This window comes from Mycobacterium ahvazicum, from assembly GCF_900176255.2.
Lineage (GTDB): Bacteria > Actinomycetota > Actinomycetes > Mycobacteriales > Mycobacteriaceae > Mycobacterium > Mycobacterium ahvazicum.
The window spans coordinates 1181287-1196619 of sequence record NZ_FXEG02000003.1 but is presented as its reverse complement, the minus strand read 5'-3'; the positions used below and the strand labels follow the sequence as shown (position 1 = coordinate 1196619).

General features: G+C 68.0%; 16 protein-coding genes. 13 read left to right on the top strand and 3 right to left on the bottom strand.

Features of this window, described 5'->3' with window-relative positions; all coding sequences use genetic code 11:
- The first annotated feature begins 34 nt into the window (after positions 1 to 34).
- Positions 35 to 550 (top strand): MTB12 family secreted protein, encoded by a 516-nt coding sequence (locus MAAFP003_RS18330; protein WP_096289144.1) that lies wholly within the window; start codon positions 35 to 37, stop codon positions 548 to 550.
- Between the two features lie 47 nt (positions 551 to 597).
- The gene (locus MAAFP003_RS18325) at positions 598 to 1131 is read left to right on the top strand and encodes an MTB12 family secreted protein (RefSeq protein ID WP_480212828.1); all 534 of its coding nucleotides are present in this window, start codon (positions 598 to 600) and stop codon (positions 1129 to 1131) included.
- On the opposite strand, the gene MAAFP003_RS18320 is transcribed toward MAAFP003_RS18325, so the two are convergent.
- The 3 genes from MAAFP003_RS18320 to MAAFP003_RS18310 all read right to left on the bottom strand — a co-directional run bounded on the left by MAAFP003_RS18320 (position 1128) and on the right by MAAFP003_RS18310 (position 3006).
- The gene (locus MAAFP003_RS18320) at positions 1128 to 1988 is read right to left on the bottom strand and encodes a sigma-70 family RNA polymerase sigma factor (protein WP_243394123.1); all 861 of its coding nucleotides are present in this window, start codon (positions 1986 to 1988) and stop codon (positions 1128 to 1130) included. The two genes, MAAFP003_RS18325 and MAAFP003_RS18320, sit on opposite strands and share 4 nt — an antisense overlap.
- Positions 1985 to 2581, bottom strand: a complete 597-nt coding sequence (locus MAAFP003_RS18315; RefSeq protein WP_096289140.1) for a carboxymuconolactone decarboxylase family protein — start codon at positions 2579 to 2581, stop codon at positions 1985 to 1987. The genes MAAFP003_RS18320 and MAAFP003_RS18315 overlap by 4 nt, the downstream gene beginning before the upstream one ends.
- A gap of 83 nt (positions 2582 to 2664) precedes the next feature.
- The gene (locus MAAFP003_RS18310; protein ID WP_096289138.1) at positions 2665 to 3006 is read right to left on the bottom strand and encodes a type II toxin-antitoxin system VapB family antitoxin; all 342 of its coding nucleotides are present in this window, start codon (positions 3004 to 3006) and stop codon (positions 2665 to 2667) included.
- 166 nt (positions 3007 to 3172) lie between these two features.
- Here MAAFP003_RS18310 and hrcA point away from each other — a divergent pair, with 166 nt between their 5' ends.
- The 11 genes from hrcA (at position 3173) to MAAFP003_RS18255 (ending at position 15253) form a co-directional block, all read left to right on the top strand.
- Complete coding sequence (hrcA, locus tag MAAFP003_RS18305; protein ID WP_096289136.1) at positions 3173 to 4204, top strand: heat-inducible transcriptional repressor HrcA; 1032 nt, start codon at positions 3173 to 3175, stop codon at positions 4202 to 4204.
- Between the two features lie 67 nt (positions 4205 to 4271).
- A complete protein-coding gene (dnaJ, locus tag MAAFP003_RS18300) occupies positions 4272 to 5414 on the top strand; it encodes a molecular chaperone DnaJ (RefSeq protein ID WP_096289134.1) in 1143 nt (380 codons plus the stop codon).
- 23 nt (positions 5415 to 5437) lie between these two features.
- On the top strand, positions 5438 to 6253 hold the full coding sequence (locus MAAFP003_RS18295; protein WP_096289132.1) for a 16S rRNA (uracil(1498)-N(3))-methyltransferase: 816 nt from the start codon (positions 5438 to 5440) through the stop codon (positions 6251 to 6253).
- A 55-nt stretch (positions 6254 to 6308) separates the two neighbouring features.
- Positions 6309 to 7367: a PhoH family protein gene (locus MAAFP003_RS18290; protein ID WP_096289130.1), complete on the top strand. Its 1059-nt coding sequence runs from the start codon at positions 6309 to 6311 to the stop codon at positions 7365 to 7367.
- A gap of 18 nt (positions 7368 to 7385) precedes the next feature.
- Positions 7386 to 7919, top strand: coding sequence for an rRNA maturation RNase YbeY (ybeY, locus tag MAAFP003_RS18285; RefSeq protein ID WP_096289128.1), 534 nt, complete (start codon positions 7386 to 7388; stop codon positions 7917 to 7919).
- Positions 7920 to 7993: 74 nt separating this feature from the next.
- Positions 7994 to 9184 carry a hypothetical protein gene (locus MAAFP003_RS18280; RefSeq protein ID WP_243394155.1) on the top strand — a complete coding sequence of 397 codons (1191 nt, stop codon included), beginning with the start codon at positions 7994 to 7996 and terminating at the stop codon, positions 9182 to 9184.
- Between the two features lie 5 nt (positions 9185 to 9189).
- Entirely contained in the window at positions 9190 to 10494 is a 1305-nt protein-coding gene (locus tag MAAFP003_RS18275) for a hemolysin family protein (RefSeq protein ID WP_096289125.1), read from the top strand.
- Positions 10487 to 10807: a cytidine deaminase gene (locus MAAFP003_RS18270; RefSeq protein WP_096289123.1), complete on the top strand. Its 321-nt coding sequence runs from the start codon at positions 10487 to 10489 to the stop codon at positions 10805 to 10807. Before MAAFP003_RS18275 ends, MAAFP003_RS18270 begins: the two co-directional genes overlap by 8 nt.
- On the top strand, positions 10804 to 11703 hold the full coding sequence (gene era, locus MAAFP003_RS18265; RefSeq protein ID WP_096289121.1) for a GTPase Era: 900 nt from the start codon (positions 10804 to 10806) through the stop codon (positions 11701 to 11703). The genes MAAFP003_RS18270 and era overlap by 4 nt, the downstream gene beginning before the upstream one ends.
- Before the next feature lie 158 nt (positions 11704 to 11861).
- Positions 11862 to 13328 (top strand): EspB family ESX-1 secretion system-associated protein, encoded by a 1467-nt coding sequence (gene espB, locus MAAFP003_RS18260; protein ID WP_096289119.1) that lies wholly within the window; start codon positions 11862 to 11864, stop codon positions 13326 to 13328.
- The gene (locus MAAFP003_RS18255; RefSeq protein ID WP_096289117.1) at positions 13325 to 15253 is read left to right on the top strand and encodes a secretion protein EspK; all 1929 of its coding nucleotides are present in this window, start codon (positions 13325 to 13327) and stop codon (positions 15251 to 15253) included. The genes espB and MAAFP003_RS18255 overlap by 4 nt, the downstream gene beginning before the upstream one ends.
- Positions 15254 to 15333 lie beyond the last annotated feature (80 nt).

Sequence of the window (15333 nt, the reverse complement as noted above, 5' to 3'; positions counted from 1 at the left end):
TTCCGTCACGTCGCTGCACGTCGAAGGGGGAATCATGAAATCTCTGAAAGCTATCGTCACGGGTGTGGCAGCCCTGGGCGCCGTCGGCGCCGCCGCCATCGGCGTCACCTCGGTCGCATCCATTCCAGCGGTTAGCGCGGTCCAGCTGGCCGCCTTCGGCGCCCCGTTGCCGCAGGACCCACCGCCGTTGCCGGCTCCCGCCGTCGACGTTCCGACCGCCGACCAGCTGACCGGACTGCTCAACACCCTCGCCGACCCCAGCGTGTCGTTCACGAACAAGGGCAACCTGGTCGAAGGCGGCGTCAGCGGGACCGTGGCGCACATCGCGGACAAGAAGCTGCAGAAGGCGGCCAAGAACGGCGACTTGCCGTTGTCGTTCACCATCACCAACATTGCGCCGGCCGCCGCGGGATCGGTTACGGCGGACGTCGCGGTTTCCGGCCCCAAGCTGACGAACCCGGTGATGCAGAACGTCACGTTCGTCAACCAGGGCAGCTGGATGTTGTCGCGCTCGTCGGCGATGGAGCTGCTGCAAGCCGCCGGGCAGTGAGTAGCATCCGTCAGGTTGGCCTGGACCGGGCCTCTAAAGGGGGAAATGTGAAATCCATAGCTATGAGCGCGGCTGCGCTGGCCGTCATCGGCGGCGCGGCCGTCGGCATCGCTGCTGTGGCAGCGCCCATGACTGAGGTGCAGTTGGCCGCGGTGGGTGCGCCGTTGGCGCCACTGCCCCAGGAACCCCCGCCTCCTCCCGCGCCTGCGCCGGTGGTGCCGGGCCAGCAGCTGCCGACGGCCGAGCAGTTGACCAACCTGTGCATCCAGGCCACCGATCCTGGCGTGGGCTACTCCGTGAAGGTCGGTCTGGTCGAAAACGGCATCGCGCCCGACGAGGGCCACGTTGCCGACCACGACCTGCGTAAGGCCTACCGGAACGGCAACTTCCCGGAGACCTTCACCGTGACGAACATCGTCCCGGCCGGACCGAACATGGCCGCCGCCCAGGTGGCCATCGCGGGTCCGAAGTTCGCCGGGCCGGTCAACAAGCAACTGGTGTTCGTCCAGCAGGGTGGCAACTGGGTGCTACAACACGACGCCGCACTGGCGTTGTTGCAGGCTGCGACCGCCGTCAACTAGTCGGGCACGGCTTTCGCGACGCGCTCCGGGTCGGCCAGCACGTCGATGGCGGCGACCAGGCCGTCGCGGACCACGAAAGCCATGATCGCGGTGGGCCGGCCGGTCACGAACACGACCGCGCCGGCCGCACCGTTGACGGTGGCCGCACGGACCTCGCGCTCGGGGGATGCGTAGCCGCGGGCCAGCCGGGCCACCGATGACGCTCCCTCGGCGCGGAAAAGCCCTGCGCCGGAACCGAAGTCACCCCGCAGCACGACGTCGGGATGCAGCACCGACACCAGCCGGGCGAAGTCACCGGAGCGCCCGGCCGCGAAGAAGGCGTCGACGGCCTCGCGCTGCGCGGTGATGCCGACGTCGGGAAGCGGGTCCGCGTCCCGGATTCGACGGCGTGCGCGGCTCGCCAGCTTGCGGGTCGCCTCCGGGGTGCGCTCGACGATGGGTGCGATCTGCTCGAACGGGACGGTGAAGACGTCGTGCAGGACGAACGCCAACCGCTCCGCCGGCGCCAGGGTGTCCAGCACGACGAACAACGCCAGCCCTACCGCGTCGGCCAGCATCGCGCGATGTTCGGGGTCGAACTCGCCTTGGGGGTCCACGATCGGATCGGGCAGCCGGGCGAGGAGTTCCTCGCGATGCCGACCGTGGCGGTCGCGCAAGGTGTTCAAGCAGATGCGGGCCACCACGGTGGTCAGCCACGCGTCCAGATTGGCGATGTCCTCGGCGGAGCTGCGGTTCAGCCGTAACCAGGCTTCCTGCACGGCGTCCTGCGCATCGTCGATCGAACCCAGCATCCGGTAGGCGATGGCGCCAAGCTGTGGCCGGGCCGCCTCGAAACGTGCCGCCAGTGCAGCCGTCACGCGCGGCCGGATTCGGGCAGGGCGCACACCCGGTTGCCGGAGAAGCCGGACGAGCCGATGCCGAGCGCGACATTGAACCGGGCACGCAGATTGCCCAGATTGATGACGTGGGTCAGGGCGACCAGCTGCGGGGTGTCGAAGTGGGCGCGCAACGCGTCGAACAGCTCGTCGGTCACCTCGACCGGGGTCCGGCTCATCGCGGTGGCGTACTCCAGGATCAGCTTGTCGACGTCGTCGAAGCACGCGGCGTCGCGGTAATCGGCCATGCCCACCAGTTCGTCGTCGGTGATGCCCCACCGGCGGGCGATCTGCGAACCGAGGTCGATGCAGTACTCGCAGCGCACCGTCGTCGCCGCCTTCAGCTCGGCCAGTGCGCGGTGGCGCGGGCACAGGATGTCCAGCTTCGATTCGGCCATTTCCAGCTTGCCGATGGCGCTGAGCAACGCGGGGATGTGGGCATACATCCGCAGCGGCTCGAGCATGCCGGCCGTTTCCAGGCCGGCCATCCGCCCGAGCTTGCGCCTGGTGAAGAAGAAGGCGATCTTGGCGCCCAGGCTGGCGTCGTGGTCCGAGACTCCCTGAAGCCGGGACATGGCGAACCTCCCGAATAGTCCTAGTGCGGACCCGTTTTGGGCCTCATTAGGTCGACACCCGGCGACGCACGAACGTGACCGGGCTAGTGCCCGAACGTGGAACCCGATCCCTGGGTCTGCTGGCTCAGCGGCACATCCATGTCGTATACCCGGGCATGGAACACGGTGCGATTCCGCAGCGCGGCTTGGACCGCGCGATGCAGGCCGTCCTCGAGGTAGATGATGCCTTTCCACCGCACCGCGTGCGGGAACAGATCGCCGTAAAAGGTGGAGTCTTCGGAGAGCAGCCGGTCCAGCGCCAGGACCGTCGTCGTGGTCACCAATTCGTCGAGCCGGATCTGCTGCGGGGGTATCTGGGACCAGTCCCGGTAGGAGAGCCCGTGTTCCGGGTAGGGCTTGCCTTCTCGTACGCCCTTGAAAATCATTGGTAGATCTTCTCCGATGCGTCGTCGAGGCCCTAGAAAAACCTGCGGATACCTGCTGAACAGGCTAGCCGCAAAGTTGCCGGACGTGCGCAGCAGATGCTCGCGCAGCGAGGTCAGCGCGTCGTATGAGACCGTAAAATGGACGCGATCAAGGAGGTAGCAACCGATGGGCAGTGCTGACGAGCGTCGCTTCGAGGTACTGCGCGCCATCGTCGCCGACTTCGTCGCGACCAAGGAGCCCATCGGATCGAAGTCGCTCGTCGAGCGCCACAATCTCGGCGTGTCCAGCGCCACCATCCGCAACGATATGGCGGTGCTGGAGGCCGAGGGCTACATCACCCAGCCGCACACCAGTTCCGGGCGGGTGCCCACCGAGAAGGGCTATCGCGAGTTCGTCGACCGGATCGATGACGTCAAGCCGTTGTCGTCGGCGGAGCGAAAGGCGATCCAGAGCTTCCTGGAATCCGGCGTCGACCTGGACGACGTATTGCGCCGGGCGGTGCGGCTGTTGGCTCAGCTGACCCGTCAGGTGGCCGTGGTGCAGTACCCGACGCTGTCGACGTCGACGGTTCGGCATCTGGAAGTGATCGCGTTGACCCCGGCCCGGCTGTTGATGGTGGTCATCACCGAATCCGGCCGGGTGGATCAGCGCATCGTCGAGCTCGGCGACGTCATCGACGACCATCAGCTCTCGCAGCTGCGCGAGATCCTGGGCCAGGCGCTGGAAGGCAAGAAGCTCTCCGCGGCCTCGGTCGCGGTGGCAGACCTGGCACAGCAGCTGGGCGGCGCCGGCGGCCTGGGCGACGCGATCGGCCGGTCGGCGACGGTGTTGCTGGAGTCGCTGGTGGAGCACACCGAAGAGCGCCTGCTGATGGGCGGCACCGCGAACCTGACCCGCAACTCGGCGGATTTCGGCGGTTCGTTGCGCTCCATCCTGGAGGCACTCGAGGAGCAGGTGGTGGTGCTGCGGTTGCTGGCGGCTCAGCAGGAGGCGGGCAAGGTGACGGTGCGCATCGGCCACGAGACCGCGGTCGAGCAGATGGCGGGCACTTCGATGGTGTCGACCGCGTACGGCACCATGGACACCGTGTACGGCGGGATGGGGGTGCTGGGGCCCACCCGAATGGACTATCCGGGAACTATCGCCAGCGTGGCCGCGGTTGCTCTTTATATTGGCGAAGTCCTGGGTGCTCGATGATCGCGCACCATCAGGTTTGTGGACACACGTGGTAAATCGGCCTTAAAAAGGCCCAGAAAGGTCAGGCGTGGCACGCGACTATTACGGGCTGCTGGGCGTGAGCAAAAACGCCGGCGACGCGGAGATTAAACGCGCATACCGAAAGCTGGCGCGCGAACTGCATCCGGACGTCAACCCTGACGAGGCTGCGCAGGCCAAGTTCAAGGAGATCAGCGCCGCCTACGAAGTGCTGAGCGATCCCGAGAAACGCCGGATCGTCGACCTCGGCGGCGATCCGCTGGAGAACGCTGCCGCCGGCGGCGGGTTCGGCGGGTTCGGCGGCCTGGGTGATGTGTTCGAGGCGTTCTTCGGCGGCGGCTTCAGCGGGGGCGGGACGTCGCGCGGTCCGATCGGCCGGGTCCGGCCTGGCTCGGACTCGCTGCTGCGGATGCGGCTGGACCTCGAGGAGTGCGCGACCGGCGTGACCAAACAGGTCACCGTCGACACCGCGGTGCTGTGCGACCGCTGCCAGGGCAAGGGCACCAACGGCGACTCCGCGCCGATCCCCTGCGACACCTGCGGTGGCCGCGGCGAGGTGCAATCGGTGCAGCGCTCGCTGCTGGGTCAGATGGTGACGGCGCGACCGTGCCCCACCTGTCGCGGCGTCGGCGTGGTCATCCCCGACCCGTGCCATCAGTGCATGGGCGACGGCCGGGTGCGGGCCCGCCGCGAGATCAGCGTCAAGATTCCCGCCGGTGTCGGCGACGGCATGCGGGTCAGGCTCGCCGCCCAGGGTGAGGTCGGGCCCGGGGGAGGGCCGGCCGGCGACCTCTACGTCGAGGTGCACGAGCAGACCCACGACATCTTCGTCCGTGACGGCGACGACCTGCACTGCACGGTTTCGGTGCCGATGGTCGACGCCGCGCTCGGCGCCACCCTCAGCGTCAACGCCATCCTCGATGGCACCAGCGAGATCACCATTCCGCCTGGCACACAACCGGGTTCGGTCATCACGCTGCGCGGCCACGGGATGCCGCAGCTGCGCTCGGCGCCCCGGGGCGATCTGCACGTCCACGTCGAGGTGGTGGTCCCCACCCGGCTCGACGGCCACGACAGCGAACTGTTGCGCGAGCTGAAGAACCGCCGCAGCCGCGACGTGCCCGAGGTTCGCTCGACGCACGCCGGCGGTGGGCTGTTCAGCCGGCTGCGCGAGACCTTCACCGGGCGCTAGCCAGATCTGAGGGGTCCCCGCAGATGGTGGCTAGAATTTCTCAGCTGTTCTACGTCGAAGCACTGCCCGACACCGGTGGGGTGGCCGTCGTCGACGGGGACGAGGGATTCCACGCCGCGACGGTGCGCCGGATCCGGTCCGGCGAGGAATTGGTGCTCGGCGACGGCGCCGGAAGCCTGGCCCGCTGCGTGGTCGACCAATCGGGGCGCGACGGCTTACGGGCCCGGGTGCTGGACCGCTGGACCGTCGACCCCGGCAAGCCGCCGGTGACGGTGGTGCAGGCGCTGCCCAAATCCGAGCGTTCGGAGTTGGCGATCGAATTGGCCACCGAGGCCGGCGCGGATGCGTTCCTGGCCTGGCAGGCGGCCCGCTGCGTGGCCAGCTGGCAGGGCGCCCGCGTCGAGAAGGGGCTGCGCCGCTGGCGTGCGGTAGCCCGGTCGGCGGCCCGGCAATCGCGACGGGCCTACATCCCACCGGTCGACGGGGTGTTGTCGACGGCGGCACTGGTCCAGCGGATTCGCGACGAGGTGGCCGCCGGCGCGGCCGTCGCGGTACTGCACGAGTCGGCGACCGATGGCATCGCGGACGTCGCGGTGGCGGGGGCGAACTCGCTGTTCGTGGTGGTCGGTCCCGAAGGAGGTATCGCGCCGGATGAGCTCGCGTTGCTGACCGGCGCCGGCGCCGTCGCGATACGGCTGGGCCCGCAGGTGCTGCGGACTTCGACGGCCGCCGCGGTGGCCCTGGGCGCACTCGGCGTGCTCACCGCGCGATGGGAGCAAACCGCCGAGGTCGAGTCGGCGGAGCCGCTCGGAGCTGACCAGACGGAGCCCTCGGCGTAGACTGAGACATCCGATCAAACCCTGACGAGCCGAGAAGGCAGGCACCGGAAACCACGTGACGCCACGCGAGACCAACGCTGCTGACGCAGCTAGGGCCCTGCAGGCCGACGCTCAGGTTCGCAGCAGCATCGACATCCCTCCTGATCTCGTCGTGGGCTTGCTGGGTTCGTCGGACGAGAATCTGCGCGCCCTCGAACGCATCCTGGCCGCCGACCTGCATGTTCGCGGCAACGCCGTCACCATCTCGGGTGAACCGGCCGACGTCGCGCTGGCCGAGCGCGCCCTCTCCGAGCTGATCGCGATCGTGGCCGGCGGCCAATCGCTGACCCCGGAGGTGGTGCGCCACAGTGTCGCGATGCTGGTCGGCACCGGCGACGCGTCACCCGCCGAGGTGCTCACCCTCGACATCCTGGCGCGCCGCGGCAAGACCATCCGGCCCAAGACGCTGAACCAGAAGCGGTATGTCGACGCCATCGATGCCCACACGATCGTGTTCGGGGTCGGCCCGGCCGGTACCGGCAAGACCTACCTGGCCATGGCCAAGGCGGTCCACGCGCTGCAGTCGAAGCAGGTCAGCCGGATCATATTGACCCGGCCCGCGGTGGAAGCCGGTGAGCGTCTGGGTTTTTTGCCGGGCACGCTGAGCGAGAAGATCGATCCGTACCTGCGACCGTTGTATGACGCGCTGTACGACATGATGGACCCCGAGCTGATTCCGAAGCTGATGTCGGCCGGGGTCATCGAGGTGGCGCCGCTGGCCTACATGCGTGGACGGACGCTCAACTCCGCGTTCATCGTTCTGGACGAGGCGCAGAACACCACCGCCGAACAGATGAAGATGTTCCTCACGCGGCTTGGCTTCGGGTCCAAGATCGTCGTGACCGGGGACATGACCCAGGTCGACCTGCCGGGCGGCGCCCGGTCCGGCCTGCGGTCGGCCGTCGACATCCTCGATGATGTCGACGACATCTACATCGCCGAGCTGACCAGCGTGGATGTGGTGCGTCATCGGCTCGTTTCGGAGATCGTCGACGCCTACGCGAGGTTTGAGGAACCCGACTCGGGCATGAATCGGGCGGCTCGGCGGGCATCCGGAACCCGAAATCGCCGATGATGGTTCGGTGAGCAGGCCATGACGATCGAAGTGTCCAACGAGTCCGGCATCGACATCTCCGAAGCGGAGTTGGTCAGCGTCGCGCGCTTCGTCATCGCCAAAATGGATGTCAATCCGGGCGCTGAACTGTCGATGGTGCTGCTGGACACCGCGGCGATGGCCGACCTGCACATGCGCTGGATGGACCTGCCCGGCCCGACCGACGTGATGAGTTTCCCGATGGACGAGCTCGAGCCTGGTGGCCGTCCGGACGCGCCCGAGCCGGGGCCGTCGATGCTGGGCGACATCGTGCTGTGCCCGGAATTCGCCGCCGAGCAGGCAGCGGCGGCGGGCCATAGCCTCGGACAAGAGTTGGCGCTGTTGACGATTCACGGCGTGCTGCACCTGCTCGGCTACGACCACGCCGAGCACGACGAAGAGAAGGAGATGTTCGCCCTGCAGGGGCGGCTTCTCGAAGAGTGGGTAGCCGACCAGGTCGAGGCGTACCACTACGACCGGCAGGACGAGCGCGACCGCCGGTTGCTGGACAAGTCAAGGTATTTCGACAATTGAGCCTTTTGAAGCGAGCACTCTGGATCGCGGTTTCGGCCGCGATAGCCTTCGCACCCTCGGTGGTGCTGGTGAGCATGCCCGGCGTGGCGGCGGCGTCGCCGTGCGCCGGCGAGGGGGCAAACCCCGTGTCCTGCCAGCACTGCATGTTCTATGTCGAGGCCTATCACACCGCGAACGTGTGTAACGCCCCGGCGCCGCGGCCGGCCCCGGCACCGACGAGCACCCCGGTGTACATCCCGGAGCCGCCGCCGTTGCCCCTGCCGCCGAGTCCCACGCGTCCGGCGGCGACGCCGGTGCAGACCCCGAAGATCAATCCGCCGGCCCCGGGTGCGCCCCGCAACGTCGGGGTGGTGGCACCGCCGAAGAAGCTGGATGCACCGCCGCAGGCGATCGCGGCGGCCAAGGCCGCACCGGTGGCGCGCCTTAATCCCGCCGACCCGCCGAAACCGCCGACCTCGACGGACTTCAATCAGCAGGTACAGAACGTCATCACCAACCACAGCGAAAACATCGAGCAGATCAGGGCCGACAACAAGGTGCTGGTCCGGCCCCGGCACTGGGACTTCGTCGACTACGACGAGGATCACCGCCCGACCCTGTACAACCCGCTCAGCCAGGCGATGACCTTCCGCTACACCTACGACGGCGCGTCCCGGGACGCGTACCTGCCGGCCGGTGGCCGGATCGTGCTGGATGCCGGCATCGCGGGCCTGGTCCCGTTCACCGCGGTCGGCGAAAGCTATCTGGTCGCGGGCAGCTTCTACGGCGGAGCCTTCGTGCCGCCGCCCAACTCGCAGGGTCCGCCGCCGCCGGAGTACGCCGCGCCGGCGCCCCCGACGCTGTACCAGACCGTCCTGGCCGAAGTCCCCGCCGACAACCAGATCGTGCAGGTCGGCCAGGTGGCGGTGCTGGGTCGCGACGAAAGTCAGCCCGCGGGCAGCCAGGACAGCTTCCTGCTCGACGACACCACCGTGGCCTGGGGCCAGGTGACCGATCCCAGCAGCGGCGTGCAGATCAGGGTCAGCAAGACCCAGTCACTGCCGGGCTTCGGGCCGACCGACAACGGCGACTTCCTGGTGACGCTGGCCGTGCACGGGGACCAGACCCAACCGGCCATGCCCGCTGCGCCGTCCCAACCCTGGTGGCCGTGGGCGGTGCGGTACGGGCTGCTGGTGCTGGCGGTCGTGCTGATCGCCGGTTTGCTCAACCGTCGAGCCAAGAGTGACGAGGCCAAGAAAGAGTCCGCGACCGAGCCAAGGCATTAGCACCGTTGACCGGGATATCTCAGCTCCTCGGTGCGCTCGCGTTGATAATTCTTGGTGCGGTCTTCGCGGCGATCGACGGGGCCATCAGCACGGTGTCGGTGGCCCGGGTGGCCGAGCTGGTGCGCGACGAGCGGCCCGGCGCACGATCGTTGTCGAAGGTGATGGCCGACCGGCCGCGCTACATCAACCTGGTGGTGCTGCTACGCATCACGTGCGAGGTCACCGCGACCGTACTGCTGGTGGTCTTTCTGTACGACAACTTCGGCCTGAACTGGGCGGTGTCCGGCGCCGCCACCATCATGGTGCTGACCAGCTTCATCGTGATCGGAGTGGGCCCGCGCACGCTCGGGCGTCAGCACGCGTACACGATCTCACTGGCGTTGGCCATTCCGCTGCAGGTCATTTCGTCGCTGCTGATGCCGGTCAGCCGCCTGCTGGTGGTCATCGGTAACGCGCTCACCCCCGGCCGCGGCCTGCGAAACGGGCCGTTCGCGTCCGAGATCGAGTTGCGCGAAGTCGTCGACCTGGCTCAGCAGCGCGGCGTCGTCGCCGCCGACGAGCGCCGGATGATCGAGTCGGTGTTCGAACTCGGCGACACCCCGGCGCGTGAGGTGATGGTGCCCCGCACCGAGATGATCTGGATCGAGAGTGACAAATTCGCCAGCCAGGCGACCAATTTGGCGGTGCGCAGCGGACATTCGCGGATTCCGGTGATCGGCGAGAACGTCGATGACATCGTCGGCGTGGTCTATCTGAAAGACCTTGTCGAGCAGACGTTCTTGGCTCCTGACGGTGGTCGCGACATCAAGGTGGCGCAGGTGATGCGCCCGGCCGTCTTCGTGCCCGACTCCAAGCCGCTGGATGCGCTGTTGCGCGAAATGCAGCGCGACCGCAACCACATGGCGCTGCTCGTCGACGAGTACGGCGCGATCGCCGGTCTGGTCAGCATCGAAGACGTGCTGGAGGAGATCGTCGGTGAGATCGCCGACGAATACGACGAGGCCGAGGTCGCGCCGATAGAAGACTTGGGTGACAAGCACTTTCGGGTGTCTTCGCGGCTGCCGATCGAAGATGTCGGCGAACTCTACGACATCGAATTCGACGACGATCTCGACGTCGACACGGTGGGCGGGCTGCTGGCACTGGAGCTGGGCCGGGTTCCGCTGCCCGGAGCCGAGGTGGTCTCGCACGGCCTGCGGCTGCGGGCCGAGGGTGGGCCCGACCATCGCGGGCGGGTGCGGATCGGCACCGTGCTGCTGAGCCCGGCCGAGTCGGAGGACCACGAGCTCGAGGGCGCGCATCATGGCTGAGCAACTCGACTCCGAGGACGTCGAGCTGGTAGTGCTGGCCCGGTCGGCGATGGCCCGGGCGCAGGCCGGCAGCGCGGCCTCGGTGCGCGACGTCGACGGCCGCACGTATGCGGCTGCGCCCGTGGAGTTGTCGGCGCTGCGGCTCACCGGACTGCAGGCCGCGGTGGCCGCGGCCGTATCCAGCGGGGCGACGGGCCTGCAGGCCGCCGTGCTGGTGGCGGGGTCGGCCGACGACGCCGGCATCGCCGCGGTGCGCGAGCTCAGCCCGACCGCGGCGATCATCCTCACCGATCGCGCCGGCGACCCGCTATGAGCGAATTCCGTTCGGGCTTCGTATGTTTGGTGGGCCGGCCGAACACCGGCAAGTCGACGCTGACGAACGCTCTGGTCGGCACCAAGGTGGCGATCACCTCGAAGCGCCCGCAGACCACCCGCCACACGATCCGCGGCATTGTGCACCGGGAGAACTTTCAGATCATCCTGGTCGACACCCCGGGCCTGCACCGGCCGCGCACGCTGCTGGGCAAGCGGCTCAACGAATTGGTGCGGGACACCTACACCGAAGTCGACGTGATCGGATTGTGCATCCCGGCCGACGAGGCCATCGGACCCGGAGACCGCTGGATCCTCGACCAGATTCGTTCGGTCGCTCCGAAGACCACCCTCGTCGTGATCGTCACCAAAATCGACAAGGTGCCCAAGGACCGGGTGGCGGCCCAGCTCCTCGCGGTCAGTGAACTCGTCGACGGTGCGGCCGAAATCGTTCCGGTGTCAGCGGTGGCCGGCACCCAGGTCGACGTGCTGATCGATGTGCTGGCCGCCGCGTTGCCCCCCGGCCCGGCGTACTACCCCGACGGCGAGCTGACCGACGAGCCCGAAGAGATCCTGATGGCCGAGCTGATTCGCGAGGCCGCGCTCGAAGGCGTCCGCGACGAGCTTCCGCATTCGCTGGCCGTGGTAATCGACGAGGTCAACCCGCGCGAGGACCGCGACGACCTGATCGACGTGCACGCGCTGCTCTATGTCGAGCGGGACAGCCAGAAGGGCATCATCATCGGCAAAGGCGGGGCCCGGCTGCGCGAAGTGGGCACGGCGGCGCGCGGGCAAATCGAGAAGCTGCTGGGCACCAAGGTATATCTCGACCTGCGGGTGAAGGTTGCCAAGAACTGGCAGAGCGACCCCAAACAGCTTGGGCGACTGGGCTTCTAGCTAAATCGCGTCGTGGTCACAGACGACGCTGAGTGATGGCTGCATCCGTTCCAAGAATCCTTTGAGGGCTTTCCCAGAAGGTTTCTCTAACGGTCGACGCGGACCGGCGAATTCGGAACGCACCGAAGCCGATCACGGTAGAAGGAGGGTCGCTGGCGATGACGCAACCGTTGGCGGTCAACGTCGAGAAGCAAGAACTTCTGGCCCGGGCCGCCGAGCTGGAGCAGCCGATCCCGGGTCTGCCGTCGGAATTGCAAGCGCTGCAGGCGCCGTGCAACCTTGCGCCGATCGTCGCGGCCGCCGAACAACTTGTCTTGTCCGCCAACAACATGCGGATCTATTTGGCGGTGGGCGAAAAAGAGCGGGCAAATCTGGCGGAGTCACTGCGCAACGCGGCCGAGGCGTACGAGGACGCGGACGAGGGCGCCGCGCAGGCTCTGCACAACGGAACCTCCGTGTCGAACCGGCCGGTGCAGCACGCCGCTCAGGTGGTGGACCGGGCCTCGCTGAAGGACACGCGCCTGGCGGCCGACCCGTTGCCGAACGAGTTTCAGACGGTCAAACAACGGGCGTTCGACTTGGAGCAACCCGACCAAGGTGCCGCATTTCTCGCCTTCGCGGATGCGTGGGCGGCCCATCGTGTTGCGCTGCTGCAGGCCGTCGTTCGCTTCCGGCCGTTCACCGAATGGTCGGGCACGGCGTGCGCGGCCGTCGAGGCGAACTTCGATCAACAGCGATCGTGGCTGACCGGGATGGCGGAATTGTGCAACCAGTTGGTCACTCAGGCCCACACCGTCGTGGCCGCGCATCGCTGGATGCGCGGTGCGCACATCGTATTTCCCGATCTCAATCCTGCCGGCGGAGACTACGTCCTCGACTACGCGGAAATTCTGCGTTGCGAACAAACCTGGGAACGGATTTGGGACGACCCCACCCAGGCCGCATACAAGCAGTCCTACATCGAGTTTTTCCAGAAAGCCCAGGAAAAGTCGGACGAACTCATCGCGCAATACCAGCAGAAGGCGAACCTGCCGCTGGCTCCGATCAACCCTGCGACACCGCCGGCGGCCACCGGAATCCAGCCGCCGTCGGACGACGACCTGCCCGACGGCGGCGGGTCACTGTATCCGGACGGCTCACCCGGCGATGCGCCGGCCGGGGTACCCAGCGTCCCCAGCATCCCGAGTCTGCCGATGGGCAGCACCCCAAAGGCGCCGCCGCAGCCCAGCCCCGCCTTGGCGGGGATCAACAACACCAAGGTTGCGGGCCTGCCGAAAGCGGGTGCGCCGGGGCTCAAGCCGGCGTCGATCGGCCTCGGCGGGCTCGGAATGCCGTCGACCCCGTTGCAGGATCCGCACTACGGCACGGCGTCGCCGGGTGCCGCGGCGAAGGGTACCGAGGGCGCCGGCTTCGCGGCTCCCGGCCGCAGCGGGGGCGGTGCGACGGGCGGCGGCATGGGCGCGGCGCCACTGGGCGCCCCGGGCGATCGGGGTGCCGGCAAGGGCAAGCGCGTGCAACGCGACGACGACGCGATCTACACCGAGAACCGCGCGTGGACCGAGGGGATCATCGGGCGACTCCCGGCGCCGAAGAGCGCTACCGACCAGAAAGGTCAGAAGCCGTGAGCATCGTGCGGCCGACGGGTCAGTACGCCGAGCAGATGCTGGCACCCAACGGGTGGCCCCAGGTCGATGAGGACGCCTTGTATGACCGGGCTCGGCAGTACACGCGGGTAATGTCGGACATCACCGGAGTCCTGGAAGCCTGCCGGCACGAGCAGATTTCGATCTTCGAAACCGGTGTCTGGAAGGGCGCGTCGGCCGGCACCGCCGGCGACGAGCTGGCAATACGTATCGACGAGCTGGCCACGCTGCAGCGTCATTTGGCGAGAGTGATTGCCTGGCATCGGGATATCGCGGGGTCGGTCGTCCGGGCCAAGGCCGAAATCGGCGACAACGTGGAGCTCGCTCACCGGAGGATCAACGAACTGGAGAACGACGTCCGCCTCGAGGCCGCCGAGCGAAGTGGCGCGATCGGGGCGCTGGTGAGTGCGACGCTGGCCGGCAATGTCAGCGTGGTGAGCGACACCGCCGAGCAGATTCGGGCAATCAAGCAGGGAGCGCTCCCGGCTAGTGCACCGCGGAACCTGCTCAGCCAGCAGGCATTAGCGCCCGCCGACCACGATTCCCCGGCGGACGCTCCCGATCGGCCGGCTTCGTGCGCGCCCGCCGGCCTTACGCCGGCAACGCTGTCGCCGTCGGTGCCAGAAGTGGGCCAGCGACCGACCCCTCAGCTGCCTTCGTTGCCGGGACTGACATCGGTTTCGTCGCCGGCCCCGGCCCCGGTAACGCCGGCGGCTGCTGGACGCCCCGTGGCCGCGATGCCGTGGACTTCGGGTGGGGGACCGGCCGTCGCGAAAAGCTCGGCAACACCGCTGCTTTCGCATGGGGGTGTCCGGAGCAAGGGCGTGGTATCGGTTCGACCGTCGTCGGGCGACCGGTCAACGACGCAGGCCGAAGAGGCTGCCGCTCTGCCGGGCATGCCCATGACATCGGCCACGGCCGGCGCCGGTCAGGGCTCGGGTTCGCGTCCTCTAATCGGACAGACCCGCGCGGACAAGTCCGCGGTACGCCCGGCCGCGGCTGGCACGACGGCACCTCGGCACCGGGCCGCTTCGCGCCGGGAATCAGCCGAGCCTCGTAGGGCGCCGGATACCGTTGCAGCGCAACTTGTTCCGATCTCTTTGGCGCGGGCCTCTCGTGATGCCATTGCCGATGCGACGGTGGGCAACGCGGCCCGTGGCGTGGGGTCTGGCCGGCTGCGGTTGGCGCGTCAGGTCGCGGCCGCTTTGAACGCGCCGGTCGCCGGCAGCACGGGGGATATCGGCTTCTTCTGGCTGACCGCGCTGACCACTGACGGCGAAATCGTGGTGGCCAACAGCTACGGCCTGGCCTACATCCCCGACGGCGTGCAGCTGCCCGAAAACGTGCACATGGCAAGCGCCGACGAGGCGATACCGACCGGCGAGCGGGCGCGCTGGGCCACCTATCCGGTGCTGGCCGTGCAGGCCTGGGCGAGACATCGCGGCAGTGAGCTGAGGGCGGTTATCGGAACCGAGAAGCAGTTGGCCGATTGCGATCCCGGCGCGGCCAAGGTCGTCCTGAGCGCCGATGACATCCCGGACAGCGGCGCGATGGTGGGGCGCACCCGGCTCGAAGTAGTGGACCCGCAAGCGGCTCATCGATTGGCGGCGACCCCGGATCGGGACCTGCTCGAATTGGTATCGCCGGCACCGGCCGGCGACCGGCCGGCCGATCGACGAGCCACGCTGTGGATCGCGGTGATGCAGCCTCTGGCCAGCCAGCTTGCCGGCCGCCAAGCCGCACATCTGCGGGCGATGCGGTCTTACGCCGTGCACACCCGGGAGGTACTCCTGAACCGGGCGCACACCACGGTGGATCCGGTCGCCCAGCGCAACACCGTCGCCGACTGGCTCTACTGGAATCACCTCGCCGCGCGCCTAGACGACACCCTCGTCGAGGCGGCGTAATTCTGGAATTCCTTCCAAGAATCTGTCAAGGGCCATCGCCGAGAATTCAGTCAACGGTCGGAAAGCCACCGGCCCGGTTC

Excerpts from the sequence above, each read along its gene's own strand:
- ybeY (WP_096289128.1), top strand. The coding sequence starts at position 7,386 with ATGACGATCGAAGTGTCCAACGAGTCCGGCATCGACATCTCCGAAGCG.
- espB (WP_096289119.1), top strand. The coding sequence starts at position 11,862 with ATGACGCAACCGTTGGCGGTCAACGTCGAGAAGCAAGAACTTCTGGCC.
- MAAFP003_RS18315 (WP_096289140.1), bottom strand. The coding sequence starts at position 2,581 with ATGTCCCGGCTTCAGGGAGTCTCGGACCACGACGCCAGCCTGGGCGCC.
- MAAFP003_RS18295 (WP_096289132.1), top strand. The coding sequence starts at position 5,438 with ATGGTGGCTAGAATTTCTCAGCTGTTCTACGTCGAAGCACTGCCCGAC.
- MAAFP003_RS18280 (WP_243394155.1), top strand. The coding sequence starts at position 7,994 with ATGCCCGGCGTGGCGGCGGCGTCGCCGTGCGCCGGCGAGGGGGCAAAC.
- era (WP_096289121.1), top strand. The coding sequence starts at position 10,804 with ATGAGCGAATTCCGTTCGGGCTTCGTATGTTTGGTGGGCCGGCCGAAC.
- MAAFP003_RS18330 (WP_096289144.1), top strand. The coding sequence starts at position 35 with ATGAAATCTCTGAAAGCTATCGTCACGGGTGTGGCAGCCCTGGGCGCC.
- hrcA (WP_096289136.1), top strand. The coding sequence starts at position 3,173 with ATGGGCAGTGCTGACGAGCGTCGCTTCGAGGTACTGCGCGCCATCGTC.
- MAAFP003_RS18270 (WP_096289123.1), top strand. The coding sequence starts at position 10,487 with ATGGCTGAGCAACTCGACTCCGAGGACGTCGAGCTGGTAGTGCTGGCC.
- MAAFP003_RS18310 (WP_096289138.1), bottom strand. The coding sequence starts at position 3,006 with ATGATTTTCAAGGGCGTACGAGAAGGCAAGCCCTACCCGGAACACGGG.